The organism is Rhodococcus sp. 14-2483-1-2 (assembly GCF_002259405.1).
In the GTDB taxonomy this organism is placed as follows: domain Bacteria; phylum Actinomycetota; class Actinomycetes; order Mycobacteriales; family Mycobacteriaceae; genus Rhodococcoides.
Genome location: NZ_NPFW01000022.1, coordinates 155,991 through 170,543, shown reverse-complemented (window position 1 = coordinate 170,543; position 14,553 = coordinate 155,991). Strand labels below are relative to the sequence as shown.

Genomic DNA, 14,553 nt, shown 5'->3' with positions numbered 1-14,553 from the left:
GAATGCCGTCGAATACGAATCACAACCACCAGGGGACAGAAGTGAAACTGATCAGAACAGCAACGGTAGCGGTGGCGTTGACCGCTGCGGTGGCCACCGGTGCAGGCCATGCTGTGGCAGACCCGTCGTCGGACCCGGTGAACTACGAGACGTCGGTCAACCCCGACGGAACGGTCACCACCGTCCTCGATGCCGGACTGTTCCGGGTCGATGCCACGAGCGAGACCGTGTCCATCATCGACCAGGCCGGCGCCACGGTTGCATCTGTTCCGCTGGAGTACACCATCAACGGCACCGTCTATTCGATCGCACCGCTGATCGGTGCCGAGGGCCGCGAACTGACGTTGACTCCGCAGACGGTTCCCGTCGCCGAGGTCGCAGGTCCGCGGACCAAGCAGCAGGCATTCGACAACATGGTCAATCAGCTCGCCATCGGCTGGAACAACGGCGGCGGTGTCGGCACGGCGATCGGCGCAGGCCTCGGTTTCGCCATCGGCTGTGTGTCGATCTTCCCGAACTTCATCTCCGGGTGCATCATCGGAACCGTCATCGGTACGGTGGCCGGCGCAGTCATCGGCACCAGCAACGGAAACCCGCAGGCCCAGCCTGCTGTGTTCGAATACTTCACCACTCCGTAAGGCAGGACGGCCTCGAGCCGAAGGATCTACGAACAGCGGGTGGAGCGCGTGTGCTCTACCCGCTGTTCGCGGTTCGCCCGGTCAGCGCTCGGCGCATCGATACAGCCTTGACCATCGTCTCCTCGAATTCCTCGTCGGGATCCGACAGTGCCACGATTGCGCCACCCACCCCGTAGGTCACTTCGTGCTCGGTGGCCACGATCGTGCGAATGACGATCGAGAAGTCCGCGGTGCCGGTGATCGAGAAGTAACCGATGGCACCCGAGTACACCCCCCGCGGTCCGTCTTCGAGCTTGTCGATGATCGCCATCGTGCGGATCTTCGGTGCTCCCGTCATCGATCCACCCGGAAACGCAGCACGGATACAGTCCGCCGCGGACGCGTCGTCGCGCAGGCGACCACGAACGGTCGAGACCAATTGGTGTACCGGAGCGTAGGTTTCGACATCGAACAGCTTGGGAACGTGTACCGACCCCGGCACGCACACCTGGGCGAGGTCGTTGCGCACCAGGTCCACGATCATCAGGTTCTCGGCCTTGTCCTTCTCGTTCGCGACGAGGTCCGCCTTGAGTGCGTTGTCGTCCTCCGCTGTGGCCCCGCGGGGACGCGTTCCCTTGATCGGTTTGGACTCGACGATGCGGTCGGCGTCGATGCGCAAGAAGCGTTCCGGAGACGCACTCAACACGGACAGCTCGGGGAACTTCAGCAGCGCACTGTACGGAGTGGGGTTGATCTCGCGCATGTACGAGTAAGTGGCGGTTGCGTCGATGGAACCGGCTACGGTCGCCGTGTTGGTCAAGCAGACCTCGTACGTCTCACCGGAGCGAATCTCGGCAAGGCACTGGGAAATCAGATCCAGATAGTGGGCACGGTCGTGGCGCAGTCGGGGCTCGAGCGACCGATCGGCTCCGAGTAGGGGAGTGCCGGTCGCAGGCGCACCCGCACGGTCGACCGAGGTGGCCTTTCGGGACAGGCCACGCAGGGTGTCGGTGACCGAGTCGAACCACTGCGCCAACACAGGATCCCCGGGGGTGGTGGCCAACCCCATCAGATAGAGGGTGCCTGCCTCGTGGTCGAACACCAGCGCGCGATCTGCGAAGACCATCGATGCGTCGGGAGTCGCAGCTGTGTGAACCAGCTGCCCACCGGTGTCCGCCTTGAGTTCGTAACCCAGGTACCCCACGTAGCCGAGCCCGAAAGCAAACGGTAAGTCGTGCCGAGGGGGAGTGGCCCGCTCTCGCAATCGGTCGTCGATGTAGTCGAAGAATGTCGAGTGGATGAGCTCGGTCGTACCGTCGGCACCCTGCACGGTCACCGTCGTCTCAGCAACCGAATAGGTCACGTACTCAGCGTGGGGACCCGAGCAGTCGCCCATGACGGTGAACCTGCAGTCGGGTTCGAGAGCCGCGCTGCCGTCCAGCCAGAAACTCTTCGAGCCGTCCGCGAAGAGGGCTTCGAATACCTGCTCGGAATCGAAAGCCTCGTCGAGCGAACGTGTCTCGATGGTGAACATCGAATCCTGAGTACGCGCAGCACTCGATGCACTCGATTGTGCCAGTGTCAGATCGCGGAAGTTGGCGAGAAGTTCACGGCCGTATTCGGTACTGATCGACTCGGGATGGAACTGAACTCCCCACATGGGCTTGCTGCGGTGCCGAACTGCCATGACCAGTCCGTCGGGCGTCCATGCGACTTCCTCGAAGTCGGCAGGGGTACGGGTCACGACGAGCGAGTGGTACCGCACAACCGAGTACGGCGACGGAATCCCGGCGAACAGATCCACACCGGTATGAGTGATGTCGGTGATCCTGCCGTGCATCGGCGCCGGCGCGAGATCCACGGTGCCACCGAACAGATGACACAGACCCTGATGCCCGAGGCACACGCCGAGTATCGGTAGACCGGACTCGTTGATCACTCGGGCACTGATCCCGAAGTCCTGCTCCAGATCCGGGCGCCCGGGACCGGGCGAGATCACGACATTGTCGTAGGCATCGAAATCCAGTGACGTCCATTCGACGTCGTTCTTGACCACCGTCGGCGGCCGACCGTTCACCTCGGCCAGAAGGCTGTACAGGTTGTAGGTGAACGAATCGTAATTGTCCACCAGGAGCGTATGGATCGTCATCGGGGTGCTTCTACCGTTCACTGTCGAGGCCGGGCGGCGGAGAATCGATGATCGAATCCTCGACGCGACATGCCTCTGCAATCATCGATCGGTACAGATCTTCGAGAAAGTCGGGAGACAAACCGTTGGCCGATGCGAAGTCTCTCGCTCGCTCGGTCACCAGCCCGACGCGGCCCGGTTGCATCATCGGAATCGCGTGTTCACGTTTTACGTGTGCAACACGTACACACACATCGATGCGATCTCGAATTGCAGCGCGAAGAACTTCGTCGATTCCGTCCAACTCGCGCCTCAACTCCGCAAGCTTTTGCTCGCCGACCGCACGATGACCTTCCGATTCCGCTTCGGAGGCCGCCGTACGCAAAGCGTCGGTCGAGCGCTGATCAGAATCCTGGCTCACGAGTTGTTGCCCCCTGATTTATCGACTCCGGTGCTGCTGTTTATCGGTATTCTCCGACAACCGTTACGGCGACCGTTCACGAATCGTCCACCTATGTGACAACCGATACTCGATGATGTCACCTCGGACTGTCACGCCGCCACTCGATCGTAATTGGAATCCCTGCTCAGGCGACAATGAATGCAACAAAGCGTGCGAAAACATCTAATGGGTTCGAAATACATAAAAAAACTGCACCGCCGGATTGTTTCCAATCAGGCGGTGCAGTGAGCAACGACAATCATGCGCCGCGGCGCTTCACCTTCAGCAGGTCCAAGCGCTCCTTGAGAAGTTCCTCGAGCTCGTCGACCGAACGACGCTCGAGCAGCATGTCCCAGTGGGTACGGGGAGGCTTGACCTTCTTGGCCTCCGGCGCGGTGCCCTCGATCAGCGACCCTTCCAACCCGTTGCGGCATGCCCACGTTCCGGGGATCTCGGCATCGTCGGCGAACGGTACGTCGAACTCCTCGCCGTTGTCGCACCGGTAGCGCGCAACGCGGCGGGGAGCCAGGTCGTGATCACGGTCGGTCTCGTAGCTGACCGCTCCCAGTCGGCTACCTCGAAGTACACGATCTGCCATGGTGAAGTCCTCTCCATCGATAGTAGGTACGTGCGTCGAAGCCATCCGTCGACATCGAACTACACCGTCTACCCACTGATCTACAACGTCGCCGCGCGCCGGTTCGTTCCCGGGCCGATGAGCCCCGGTGCGGTCCCATCGGCGCAGCTTATCGAGCGATCTTACCTCGCGACCGCAGTAGGCTGAACGACCATGTCCGCCAGAACCCGCCGCGACCAGACCTGCGCCTGGTGTGGGCGCCCGGTCGCCGACACCGGAACCGGCCGCAAGCGGCGGTACTGCCGTCAATCGTGCCGTCAACGCGCCTACGAGCAGCGCAGCGCAATCAAGGGAACGTCGATTCCCGACGACGCCGTCGTGCTGACCGCCGAGGAGGTGTCGGCGGCGGCCGACCGAGCGTTCGAGGTTCGGTGTGCCGCCGAGGATGTCGGCACGGCGGTGGCGGAAGGGGCCGACGCCGCGGAACTGCACCGACTGTGTGCCGAACTGTTGGCCAAGGCGCACGACGCAGAGCGGCTGCGCTGAACTGCGGTTCCCGTCTCGTTCACCGACTCCATGGACAATGGTCGTACCGTCCGTGCGACTGCGCGGACGGTACGACCTAGTGAGGAGCTCCATGGCGTTCTGGGATCAACTCAAGTCCAAGGCACAGGAATTGAACGGCCAGCTGCAGACCAAGACCAGCCAGTTCAAGAACAAGGAATTCGCCAACGGCAGCATGGCCATGTGTGCCCTGATCGCGGCGGCGGACGGCACCATCGATCCTGCCGAGCGCCAGAAAACGGCATCCCTGATCGCCGGCAACGAGGCCCTGCGGGTGTTCGAGCCCGACGAGCTTCGGCAGAAGTTCGACTGGTACTGCGACAAGCTGCAAGGAGACTTCGACTTCGGGAAGGTCGAGGCGACAGCGACGATCGGCAAGTTGAAGTCGAAGCCCGACCAGGCACGAGCCGTCATCCAGATCGGCATCATCATCGGCGGCGCGGACGGGCATTTCGACGATCACGAGAAGGCTGCCGTACGCAATGCGTGCTTCGCAGTCGGAATCGATCCGGCCGAGTTCGAGCTCTGAGACCTTCCGCACGGAGGGACCGGTAGCTCGATCGTGCTCACGGCGATCGACGAAGTCATCTGACGACTTCGTCGATCGCCGTTCTCGTCGGTACTCGTGCGCTGTGAAATACCCGCAATGCCGGGATACTGGGGGCACTCCGACGGCATGTGCCGATGTCGTCGATCCGTTGGAGATCCGGTTGCAGCCCACCAGCAAAGGGACCGTGCATGACAATTGCCGCGATCTACCTCGTCATCGCCTTCGGTTTGGGCGGACTTGCCATGGTGGTACGGCTACCTCCCCTGGTCGGGTTTCTCGCTGCCGGTTTCGTCATCAATGCGCTCGATGTCGGTGAGGTGCCCCAGCTCGAGCTCATCGCCGATCTGGGCGTGACGCTGCTGTTGTTCGCTATCGGCCTCAAGCTCGACGTTCGTATTCTTCTGCGCCGGGAGGTGTGGCTGACGACCTCGGTGCATCTGGTGGCGAGCATCGTGGTCGGTACCACCGTGCTGTGGCTCGCCGCCGTCGCCGGATTGGCCATGTTGTCCGGCCAGAGCCTGACGACGATAGCGTTGCTCGCCTTTGCGATGTCGTTCTCGAGCACAGTGTTCGTGGTCAAAGTTCTCGAAGAGCGAGGGGAGTCGCACGCCCTCTACGGGCGCGTGGCGATCGGTGTCCTGGTCATGCAGGACATCGTTGCCGTGGTTTTCCTCACGATCACCAGCGGTTCACTACCGAGCCCATGGGCGGTGACGCTGGTACTGCTGTGGCCGGTGACGCGGATCCTTCGGAGAATATGGAGCGGACTGGGCCACGGCGAGATGCAATCGCTGTTCGGCATCGTGATGGCGCTGGTCCCGGGTTACGCATTGTTCTCCGCCCTCGGACTCAAAGGGGACCTGGGCGCGCTGGTCATCGGTGTGTTGCTGGCATCGCATCCGGCCTCGTCCGAACTGTCACGATCGCTGTTCCACATCAAGGAACTGCTCCTGGTCGGCTTCTTCGTCTCGATCGGTCTGTCCGGGTTGCCGGACCTACCCAGTCTTGGCGTCGCCCTGCTCATGGTGCTCCTGCTGCCACTCAAATCCGTCCTGTACCTGGGCTTGTTCGCCATGATGAAGTTGCGATATCGGACCGCGCTCCTCGCCGGACTGAGCCTGATGAACTACTCCGAGTTCGGTCTGATCGTCGTTTCGGTAGGTGTGACGACCGGCCTCCTCGCACCGGCATGGCTGGTCGAAATGTCGATCGCCGTAGCTCTGAGTTTTGTCGCGTCGGCTCTGGTGAACGGCCGTGGACACCTGATGGTCGAGAAGATCGCGACACGTCTGCCCGAGCAGGACGAGCAGAGCCTGCATCCCGAGGAGCGATCCGGCGACGCCGGCGACGCCGAGGTCGTCGTGATCGGCATGGGTCGTGTCGGATTCGCGGCCTATCAGCGACTCACCGATCACTACCGTCTCGATGTGGTGGGAGTCGACTACGACGGGCCTCGTATTCGCCGCCTCGCCGATCAAGGACTGCGAGTCATCGAGGGGGACGCAACCGATCTCGATTTCTGGAATCAACTGCGGCATTCCGAGTCGGTCCGCATTGCCGTGCTCGCGATGCCACGTCACGGTGCCAACGTCACAGCACTCGCCTGTCTGCGCGAATCCGGATTCAGTGGAACGGTCGCAGCCGTGGCTCGCTACGACGACGAAGTGCAGTGGGCCAAGGAGCACGGCGTGGACATCGCGTTCAACGTCTACGCAGGTGCGGGATTGGAGTTGGCGGATCAGGTGGGTGCTACGCCCCCCGATCCCGTCGGCGACGAATTCGACCCCGCTCTCGGAACGCCCGAAACCGAGAAGTTTCCCAGATCTACAACGGAACCGGTACCTCTCGAGGAGCGTCCGTGACCGACGCGCGTGACCACCCAACGCCGAGTGGAAGGCGCAGGCCAGGGGAGAGACACCTGCTCACGCCGGCCAGCGACTGCGTTTCGCGCGATACATCTCCGAGTCCGCGATGCGCAGTACGTCGTGCGCAGACTGCCGAACATTGCTGTCCGCGTCGATGTGTACGGCCGCCGACCCGACGCTGACGGTGAGTCCGGACAACATCCGGGCCTGTGTCAGGCTCGCTACGAGGTCATCGGTTCGAGCAGCGAGGTCGGCACGCCGACCGACGGCGATGCATGCGAACTCGTCACCGCCCAATCGTGCAACGATCCAGCGGTTTGCGGCCAACGCTCGCAGATGCTGGGCAACGTCGACGAGGACGGCGTCGCCGGTGTGGTGTCCGTAGTTGTCGTTGACACGCTTCATCCCGTCGACGTCGGCGGCAACGGCGCATATCACCCTGGGTTCGACATCCGACGTCGCCATGGCGGTGGCAGCAACCGCGGCGAACAGTCCGCGACGGTTGTGCAGACCGGTCAGCGGATCGACCAGCGATTCTCTTGCACGAGAACGGAGTTCGCTCACGTACACCACCAAGACCAGTGGAGAGGCGAATATCAACAACATGGTCAAGCTGTGTGCGGCGACGACCCAGCCGCTGGCGATGTCGGCCTGGACCGTGCGTACGGCCACGACGGACAGAATGGCCGTAGCGAAAAGCATATGTATGGCGCAGGGGAGTGGCGGCACCGCTATTACGGCCAGCATCGTGACTACAGCGAACAAGACCGTTCCGCCCATTGCCGTCAACGCCGTGTCTTTCATCACCAGACTGACCGCGATGGATATATCCGAATACACGATGAACGCGCTCAGCAGACGCCGGCCGGGCCATCTGCCGAACACCCAACGCAGCGCGACCGGAAACGCGGTCAGACTGATGGCGACCACCGCATACACTCGCCAACCGCTGTACTCCTCGGACGGTGCGCTGAGCAATCCGATGAGCCCGATCGAGAACGTACCCAAGCCGACGATCAATCGAATGAGGCGAGTTCGAGTCGCGTCCAGATCCAACAACTCCGACACCGACGTGTCCTCGCGTGGGCGTGACGCATTTCGACCCGAGGCCGAGCTGAACGGACGAACGGCAAACATCGAGTGACCTTCGGCTGGTTTTTGCCCCGAGCAACAATTCCTCGGAGCGTAACAGGAACGGGTGATTCGACCAGTCGATCGGCCAGTACTGACCACAACGACTGTTTGTGCCTCGAGCGATTATCGCCGATGTCAGGTGGCAACAAATGGCAGTTCCGCTCCATCACATCGAATCGTCACAGTGACGATTCGATGTGATGGAGCTGGACCTGAAGTCGACCCCAGGAGGCGACCAGAAAAGGGCCGCCCGGGTTACGTCGATACCGAGCATTCCATCGATTCGCGGCGAGCAGCCGCCTGCTGGGCAACTCCACGGATGACGGCCGGAGGCCACTCGAGAAAGCGGATTGCCGATGGACAGGCGACAAGGACCTACCCGGAATGTATCAGCGCACGCGAGATGACCTGCCGACCATCGACACGGCCTCCGAGCTGCGGCCATATTTTGCCGATAATCAACATTATGTCAACTGGCTGAAACGCGCCCCCTGTCCGGATACCGGTATGCACCCCGATAAACTTGCGGGATCGAAGCGACTAGAGATCGGAGCGACTCCGAACTCGACTCGAAACTCGAAGTTGCTCGCTTGCAACGACTCCCACGTATCCGACGACCGCATCGATGCATGCTGGTCATGGAGTACTGCCGCTGCACCGCATCGCCTCCGAAGTCCGAGGCTTGCCCGTAACTGCTCATCAGGATCGGCCACAATGACTTAATTCGCCGAGAAGCACTGAGAAACAGGCACTTCGGTGCGTCACTCCGTCGTTGCACACCAGCCCGTGAGCGGATACGTGCCGTTCGGCGATAAGCATGTGACACTCGGACCGAGGGCCATGGGCAGCGCCTTCCGTCTGCAATACCCGCAACGCGCTGAGCCGACCTTACGGTCGGACAATCGTATGTGCGTGATATTCACGGACGAACTCTGCACGGTTACGTACACCTACCCTCGAGAAGATTCGGCTGACGTGTTTTTTCGCGGTGTCGAGGGTGAAGCCGAGTTCGAGTGCCAGTTCGTCGTTCGTGCGACCTTCGGCGACGAGCGCTGCTATCTGTTGCTGACGCGTCGTCAGCCTGTCCAGCCACACGCGCTGCTCATCCGAAGGCATGGTTCGTGCAATGCAGGTCAACTGACGTGCTACGAGCCGGAGAACGTGAAGATCGGTTTCGTCCGGTTCCATGTCAGCGGAGTCGAAGATGCCGACGAGCGCGTGGCCGTTGTTCGGTAAATTCAGATGCATTGCAGAAACGCTGTGCAGCTTGTGCCTGTACAGGAATTCGCTGAGATAACTTTTCGTGGAGTCCGGTATGCGACCGATCTGGGTGTGGCTGAGTACCGATCCGCCCACGAGCGCTTTGGCCGAGGCAGGCAGACGAAAGATATCCTTGTCCCTCCACCGTTCGTGATACTCCTCCAAAATCGCAGTCGTTCTGCCCTGCGTCACCGCCTTCGCATCGTCGAATATGTCCGCGTATGTCGCACCCTGCAAGAATGTGGTGTTGGCATATCCGAACATCTCGCCCAAGGACTCGACGAGCCTCACCTTGAATTCCGACAAACTGCGAGCGTCCTGGCACACCTCGAGCAGCTCGAATACGGCTTTGTACTGCCACGCGGACACCTCTGGAGGTGTCGACGCGGTCGGTGATCGACCAGAATCGCTCACAGATCTGTACATGTCGTTCGCCGCTCACGATCTCGTTACCGATAGTCCGTTTTCAGATTACGTCGCAGCACTATCGGTAGGCGGGAATTCGCCACTTTCATCGGGTCGACAGCGCTGCGACCGCGTCGCCATTGCGCAGCTGACGCTTGAGTAACTTTCCTGAACTGTTGCGCGGGAGTTCGTCGACGAAGACGACCATCTTGGGCAGTTTGAACGACGCGAGCTCGGTTCGCCCGTGCGTGATCAGTTCTGTTTCATCGACCGTCATTCCAGGCTTACGGACCACGAATGCAGTCACGGCCTCGATCCAACGCGGGTGCGGCATGCCGATCACTGCAACCTCGGCGACAGCAGGATGTCCGTAAAGCACGTCCTCGACCTCGCGCGAGGCGACCAGCACACCGCCGGTGTTGATGACGTCCTTGATCCGGTCGACGATGGTCACGTAACCCTCTTCGTCGCGGCGCGCCAGATCGCCCGAACGGAACCACCCATCGTGAAACGCCTCGGCCGTCGCTTCGGGTTTGTTCCAGTAGCCGTCGCACAGCTGAGGTGAGCGATAGAGGATCTCTCCCATCTCCCCCGCTGCCACGTCCTCGAACTGCGCGTCGACCACGCGAAGCTCGACGAACATGACCGACCGACCACACGAGAGCGGGCGCTCCGCGTGCTCGTCGGGCCGCAGAACAGTCGCCATCGGCCCGATCTCGGACTGACCGAAGCAGTTGTACAGACCTGCCTTCGGGCAATGAGAACGTAGTCGTTCGAGGGCGACGGCAGGCATGATCGACGCTCCGTAGAACGCCTTCCTCAGCGTCGGCAGGCCGCACGCCTCGAAGGTGGGGTGATTGACCAGGGGTACCCACACAGTGGGCGCGAGGAACACTGCGGTGAGCTCGTGCGTCGTCATCTGTTCGATGATCGCCGGAATGCTGGGCACCGTGATGATGTGGTTGGTGGCACCGACCGCCAGATACGGAAGAAGAAAGACGTGCATCCCAGCCGAATGGTACAGCGGCATCGCGTGCAAGGGGCGGTCGAATTCGTTGCAGTCCAGTGCCAGGATGCTCGACATGTACTCGTGTGTCAGCGCGCGATGAGACATGATCGCGCCCTTGGGCTTCGACGTTGTGCCCGAGGTGTAGAGAAGCTGCACCGTGTCGGTGTCGGCGGCATCACCTACGAAAGCCGATTCGGCCGAATCGATGGTCTCGAGACCGGTCAGAAAGGAAGCACCTTCGCCGTGAAGTGTGCGTACCGTCGCCTTCGGATCCATCTCGGAGAGTCTGTCCATCAGGTCCATGTCCACCAGGACGAGTGAGGCCTCGCAGTCGTCGAAGAGGTATAACAATTCTGCTCCCGCAAGGCCTGAGTTGATCGGAACGTGAACCAGACCGGCCCTGGAACATCCGAGAAATGCGATGAGGTACGCATCCGAGTTGTGTCCCAGAGTGGCCACACGATCACCGCGCGAGAGGCCTCGAGCCAACAACCACGTTGCGGCTCGGGACACCGCTTCGTCCAACTCGCCGTATGTCCATTGTCGGTCACCGAAGACAACCGCAATTCTCGACTCGAACCTCACCGCGCTCCGATGAAGGACGGAATCGACGGTGTTGGCACGGGGTGAGATGGTAATCAACTGTCCACCTTCGACTTTCGTGTTGTTCTAGGGGGAGAAGGAAACTGGGAGAACCGGCGGCAACAGGTGCCCCATCCGGTCCGCCTTGGAACGCAAGTAGCGGACGTTGCTGTCGGTCACCGACACGATCACCGGCGTTCGGTGGACCACGTCGACACCGGCTTGTCGCAGCGCGGCGAGCTTGTCGGGGTTGTTGGTCAACAGATCCACGGACCCAACACCGAGATCTTCGAGAATCTCGGCCGCCGCATCGTAGCGCCGGGCATCGGCAGGCAGACCCTGTGCGAGATTCGCCTCGACGGTGTCCAACCCATCGGAGTCCTGCAGCTCGTACGCCCTGAGCTTTGCGGCCAACCCGATTCCGCGGCCCTCGTGCCCACGCAGGTAGACGATCACCCCGCGGCCACGCTCGATGATCTCGGCTAGCGAAAGATCGAGCTGGGCACCGCAGTCGCATCGCTCCGAGCCGAAGATGTCACCCGTTGCACATTCGCTGTGAACCCGTACCGCCACAGCAGCCTCACCACCGGTCACCTCACCCAGCACGAGAGCGATGTGTTCGGCGCCGTATCGGTGGCGCGATCGGTAGCTGAGAATATCGAACACACTGCCGCGCAATGGGATCCGCGCACGACCGCACAGGCTCGCAGGATTGTTCCTGCGATACGAAGCGAGATCGTCGATCGACACGACGGGCAATCCGTGGGCGCGGGCGAATTCCTCCGCACCCTCTCCTGCGAGCATCCTCCGCTTGTCCTCGGTGACCAGTTCGCAGATCACCGCGACGGGCCGAAGCCCAGCAGCCAGACACAGGTCGACTGCCGCCTCGGTGTGACCTCGCCTTTCCAGAACTCCACCCGGTTTCGCCAGGAGTGGCAGGACATGCCCCGGTCGATTCAAGTCGCTTCCGACGGTATCCGGATGAGCCAATGCACGAAGAGTGGCGGCGCGATCCCCCGCGCTGATGCCCGTGGTGGTGGACCTGGCTGCATCGACGCTGACCAGGAACGCCGTGCCGAGTAGTTCGGTATTGATCTGCGTCATCCGAGGCAGACCCAACCTCGACTGCGTCTCCGAATCGATTGGCGCACAGATGAAACCGGACGTGTGCTGCAGGAAGAACGCAATGGCGTCCTCGCTGGCGAACTCCGCCGCCATCACCAGGTCGGCTTCGTTCTCGCGATCGGCATCGTCGAGTACGACGACAATGCCGCCGGACCGGATGGTCGAGACCGCCAGAGAGATCGAGTCGAGTGTCATGACACCCTCTTCACGTGGGCCAGAATCGACCGCCCGTCGTCACCGGTCCAGCCGTGTTCTCGGGCATATCGCCACATAACCTCGAATCCTTTCCTCCAGTCGGGATCTTCGCTCGGGCAAACCCGCTCGAGCTCGCGGGCATCTATGAATGCCTGTCCCTCACGTATGAATCCCAGGCCCGACGCAACCAGAGCATCGGAGAGTTCTGCGTCGCTCCAGTTCTCCAACAGGCGGACATCGAACTCGTCGAAAACGTACGCGTCTTGCACCACGACGCCGGTGCGTGCGACCTCAACGAACATCGGCGTCGCCGACGATGGCAAGAGCTGCATGCGTTCCGAACTCGCGGCGGTGGTACGTCAGAGGGCGAACGCTGTCCTGGTCAACACCGTTCACGAGGCCCATAACGATCGCGTGATCTCCACCCTGCGTGAAGGAGGTGACCGTACACGCGACCCATGTCGAGATACCTGCGATACGCGGCAGCCCGTCGACCAGCGTCCAATCGATGCTGTCGAACTTTCCGTGGCCTCGTCCCGCGCAGGCCAGTGCGACCGCATGCTGTTCGGCGGCAAGGAAATTGATGCCGAACGTTCCCGACCTGCGAATGATGCGCAACAGTTCCGACTCGCTGTCGAGAGAGACAGCCATCATCGGGGGATCGAGTGACAACGACATCACCGCGCTCACGGTTGTCCCGTGTGGGCGAGAACCTTCCATCGCAGATACCACTGTCACCGGAGTACAGACCGAGGCCATCGCGCTCCTGAAAGCGACAGGATCGAGGTCCGGGTCGGCAGCACGGCTCATGACGACTTCGCCGCCAGCTCGTCCTGATACTTCTGAGTCATGTGGGCGACCGCGTCGAGCTGGGACTGCGTGTGCACCGCACGGCCCTTCTTCGCCAGTTCCGCCGCCTGCAAGGTCGCGTTCGCCTGTCCTTGGAAGTGCGGGAACACACGCTGAGCGAAGAGCTCGGCCGAACGTCGGCTGTCCTGCGGGTTGGCCCAATCGTGACTCATCATCAGCATCGAGCCGAATCCCCCGGACTGATCCCACAACCTCTGGACCTGAGCTCTAGCCTGTTCGGGAGTACCGATGACACCGATGCCGGCCTCGTTGATGAAGTCGATCATCTCCTTGATGTTTCCGCCCTGTACGGCCATCTGGGGGAATGCAGCGACGTGCTGAAAGTACTCGAACCATCCCTGAATTCCGTACTCCACTTGTCGGTACGCCTCTTCCTGTGTCTCGGCGATGTGGAATGGGCCGGCCAGGCTCCACTTCGAGCGGTCGACGGTATTGCCGGTGGCGGCGGCCCGCTCTTCGAGAACGTTCCAGTGATGCGCCAGAGCATTGAAACCATCGGCGGTCAAGGTCGCACCGATCGACAGCAAGCCCAGCCCGTGCATACCCGCAAGACGAGGCCCGGTCGGCGACGCCAGCGCCGCCACTGCGATGTCGACTCCCCCGTCGGAAAAGGGTGCCAGTTGAAGCCGGGCGTCGAACAGTTCGTGTGTCCTCGTCTTGGCGCTGACCGTCTCGCCGCGAAGCAGTCGGACGACGATGTCGAGGTTCTCCTGTAGGAGTTCTCTCGTGTCGGTCGGATCGAGTCCGATCATGGCCGAGTCGGTGGGCAACGAGCCGGGTCCGACACCGAAGATCACTCGGCCGCGGGTGATGTGGTCGAGCATCATGATCCGATCGGCTGCCCACAGTGGATTGTGGTAGGACAACGACAGGACGCCGGTGCCGAGGCGGATCCGACTGGTCCGCTGGGAGGCAGCAGCAATCATGATCTCGGGTGAGGAAATGATCTCGCTGCCGGCCGAGTGGTGTTCTCCGAACCAGGCCTCGTCGTATCCGAGTTCCTCGAGATGCTCGACGAACTTGAGGTCGCGCTCGAGTGCAGCCGTCGGATTCTCTCCCGGCGTGTGAAAGGGGGCGATGAAATAGCCGAACCGCAACTTGCTCATGTGGACTCCTTGTCGATAGCCGAACATTCGTGACTGGAGTCACAAAGCTAGACCAGGCATCGAGATCTCCACAGTCCACGAAAGTGGACAGCGTTCGCGGGTTCCGGAGTCCACTTTGGTGCAC

At 61.6% G+C, this 14,553-nt stretch carries 14 protein-coding genes; 4 read left to right on the top strand and 10 right to left on the bottom strand.

The features are described 5' to 3' along the window. The first annotated feature begins 41 nt into the window (after positions 1-41). The gene (locus CH295_RS21920; RefSeq protein WP_037189282.1) at positions 42-638 is read left to right on the top strand and encodes a DUF8020 domain-containing protein; all 597 of its coding nucleotides are present in this window, start codon (positions 42-44) and stop codon (positions 636-638) included. A gap of 55 nt (positions 639-693) precedes the next feature. Here CH295_RS21920 and pabB read toward each other — a convergent pair whose 3' ends face one another. From pabB to CH295_RS21905, 3 genes are all read right to left on the bottom strand, one after another. Then, positions 694-2,766 (bottom strand): aminodeoxychorismate synthase component I, encoded by a 2,073-nt coding sequence (pabB, locus tag CH295_RS21915; protein ID WP_037189281.1) that lies wholly within the window; start codon positions 2,764-2,766, stop codon positions 694-696. A gap of 10 nt (positions 2,767-2,776) precedes the next feature. Next, positions 2,777-3,166, bottom strand: a complete 390-nt coding sequence (locus tag CH295_RS21910) for a chorismate mutase family protein (protein WP_230596206.1) — start codon at positions 3,164-3,166, stop codon at positions 2,777-2,779. A gap of 280 nt (positions 3,167-3,446) precedes the next feature. Beyond that, positions 3,447-3,785, bottom strand: a complete 339-nt coding sequence (locus CH295_RS21905) for an RNA polymerase-binding protein RbpA (protein ID WP_027497120.1) — start codon at positions 3,783-3,785, stop codon at positions 3,447-3,449. Between the two features lie 192 nt (positions 3,786-3,977). Between CH295_RS21905 and CH295_RS21900 the strand changes: the two genes are divergently transcribed. The 3 genes from CH295_RS21900 (at position 3,978) to CH295_RS21890 (ending at position 6,740) form a co-directional block, all read left to right on the top strand. Continuing rightward, positions 3,978-4,310, top strand: coding sequence for a hypothetical protein (locus CH295_RS21900; protein ID WP_037189280.1), 333 nt, complete (start codon positions 3,978-3,980; stop codon positions 4,308-4,310). Between the two features lie 91 nt (positions 4,311-4,401). Next, positions 4,402-4,857 (top strand): tellurite resistance TerB family protein, encoded by a 456-nt coding sequence (locus tag CH295_RS21895; protein WP_032398482.1) that lies wholly within the window; start codon positions 4,402-4,404, stop codon positions 4,855-4,857. Positions 4,858-5,066: 209 nt separating this feature from the next. Then, positions 5,067-6,740, top strand: coding sequence for a cation:proton antiporter domain-containing protein (locus CH295_RS21890; RefSeq protein ID WP_252342138.1), 1,674 nt, complete (start codon positions 5,067-5,069; stop codon positions 6,738-6,740). Positions 6,741-6,800: 60 nt separating this feature from the next. On the opposite strand, the gene CH295_RS21885 is transcribed toward CH295_RS21890, so the two are convergent. The 7 genes from CH295_RS21885 to CH295_RS21855 form a co-directional block, all read right to left on the bottom strand. After that, positions 6,801-7,880, bottom strand: a complete 1,080-nt coding sequence (locus CH295_RS21885) for a GGDEF domain-containing protein (protein WP_094741937.1) — start codon at positions 7,878-7,880, stop codon at positions 6,801-6,803. Positions 7,881-8,765: 885 nt separating this feature from the next. Then, positions 8,766-9,506 (bottom strand): helix-turn-helix transcriptional regulator, encoded by a 741-nt coding sequence (locus tag CH295_RS21880; RefSeq protein ID WP_170946020.1) that lies wholly within the window; start codon positions 9,504-9,506, stop codon positions 8,766-8,768. A gap of 142 nt (positions 9,507-9,648) precedes the next feature. After that, a complete protein-coding gene (locus tag CH295_RS21875; RefSeq protein ID WP_094742172.1) occupies positions 9,649-11,190 on the bottom strand; it encodes a fatty acyl-CoA synthetase in 1,542 nt (513 codons plus the stop codon). Between the two features lie 30 nt (positions 11,191-11,220). After that, positions 11,221-12,453 (bottom strand): 3,4-dihydroxy-2-butanone-4-phosphate synthase, encoded by a 1,233-nt coding sequence (gene ribB / locus CH295_RS21870; protein WP_094741935.1) that lies wholly within the window; start codon positions 12,451-12,453, stop codon positions 11,221-11,223. Beyond that, positions 12,450-12,755, bottom strand: a complete 306-nt coding sequence (locus CH295_RS21865) for a hypothetical protein (RefSeq protein WP_094741934.1) — start codon at positions 12,753-12,755, stop codon at positions 12,450-12,452. Before CH295_RS21865 ends, ribB begins: the two co-directional genes overlap by 4 nt. Next, entirely contained in the window at positions 12,745-13,263 is a 519-nt protein-coding gene (locus CH295_RS21860) for a flavin reductase family protein (RefSeq protein WP_094741933.1), read from the bottom strand. Before CH295_RS21860 ends, CH295_RS21865 begins: the two co-directional genes overlap by 11 nt. Further along, positions 13,260-14,429: an LLM class flavin-dependent oxidoreductase gene (locus CH295_RS21855; protein ID WP_094741932.1), complete on the bottom strand. Its 1,170-nt coding sequence runs from the start codon at positions 14,427-14,429 to the stop codon at positions 13,260-13,262. The genes CH295_RS21860 and CH295_RS21855 overlap by 4 nt, the downstream gene beginning before the upstream one ends. Positions 14,430-14,553: the final 124 nt, after the last annotated feature.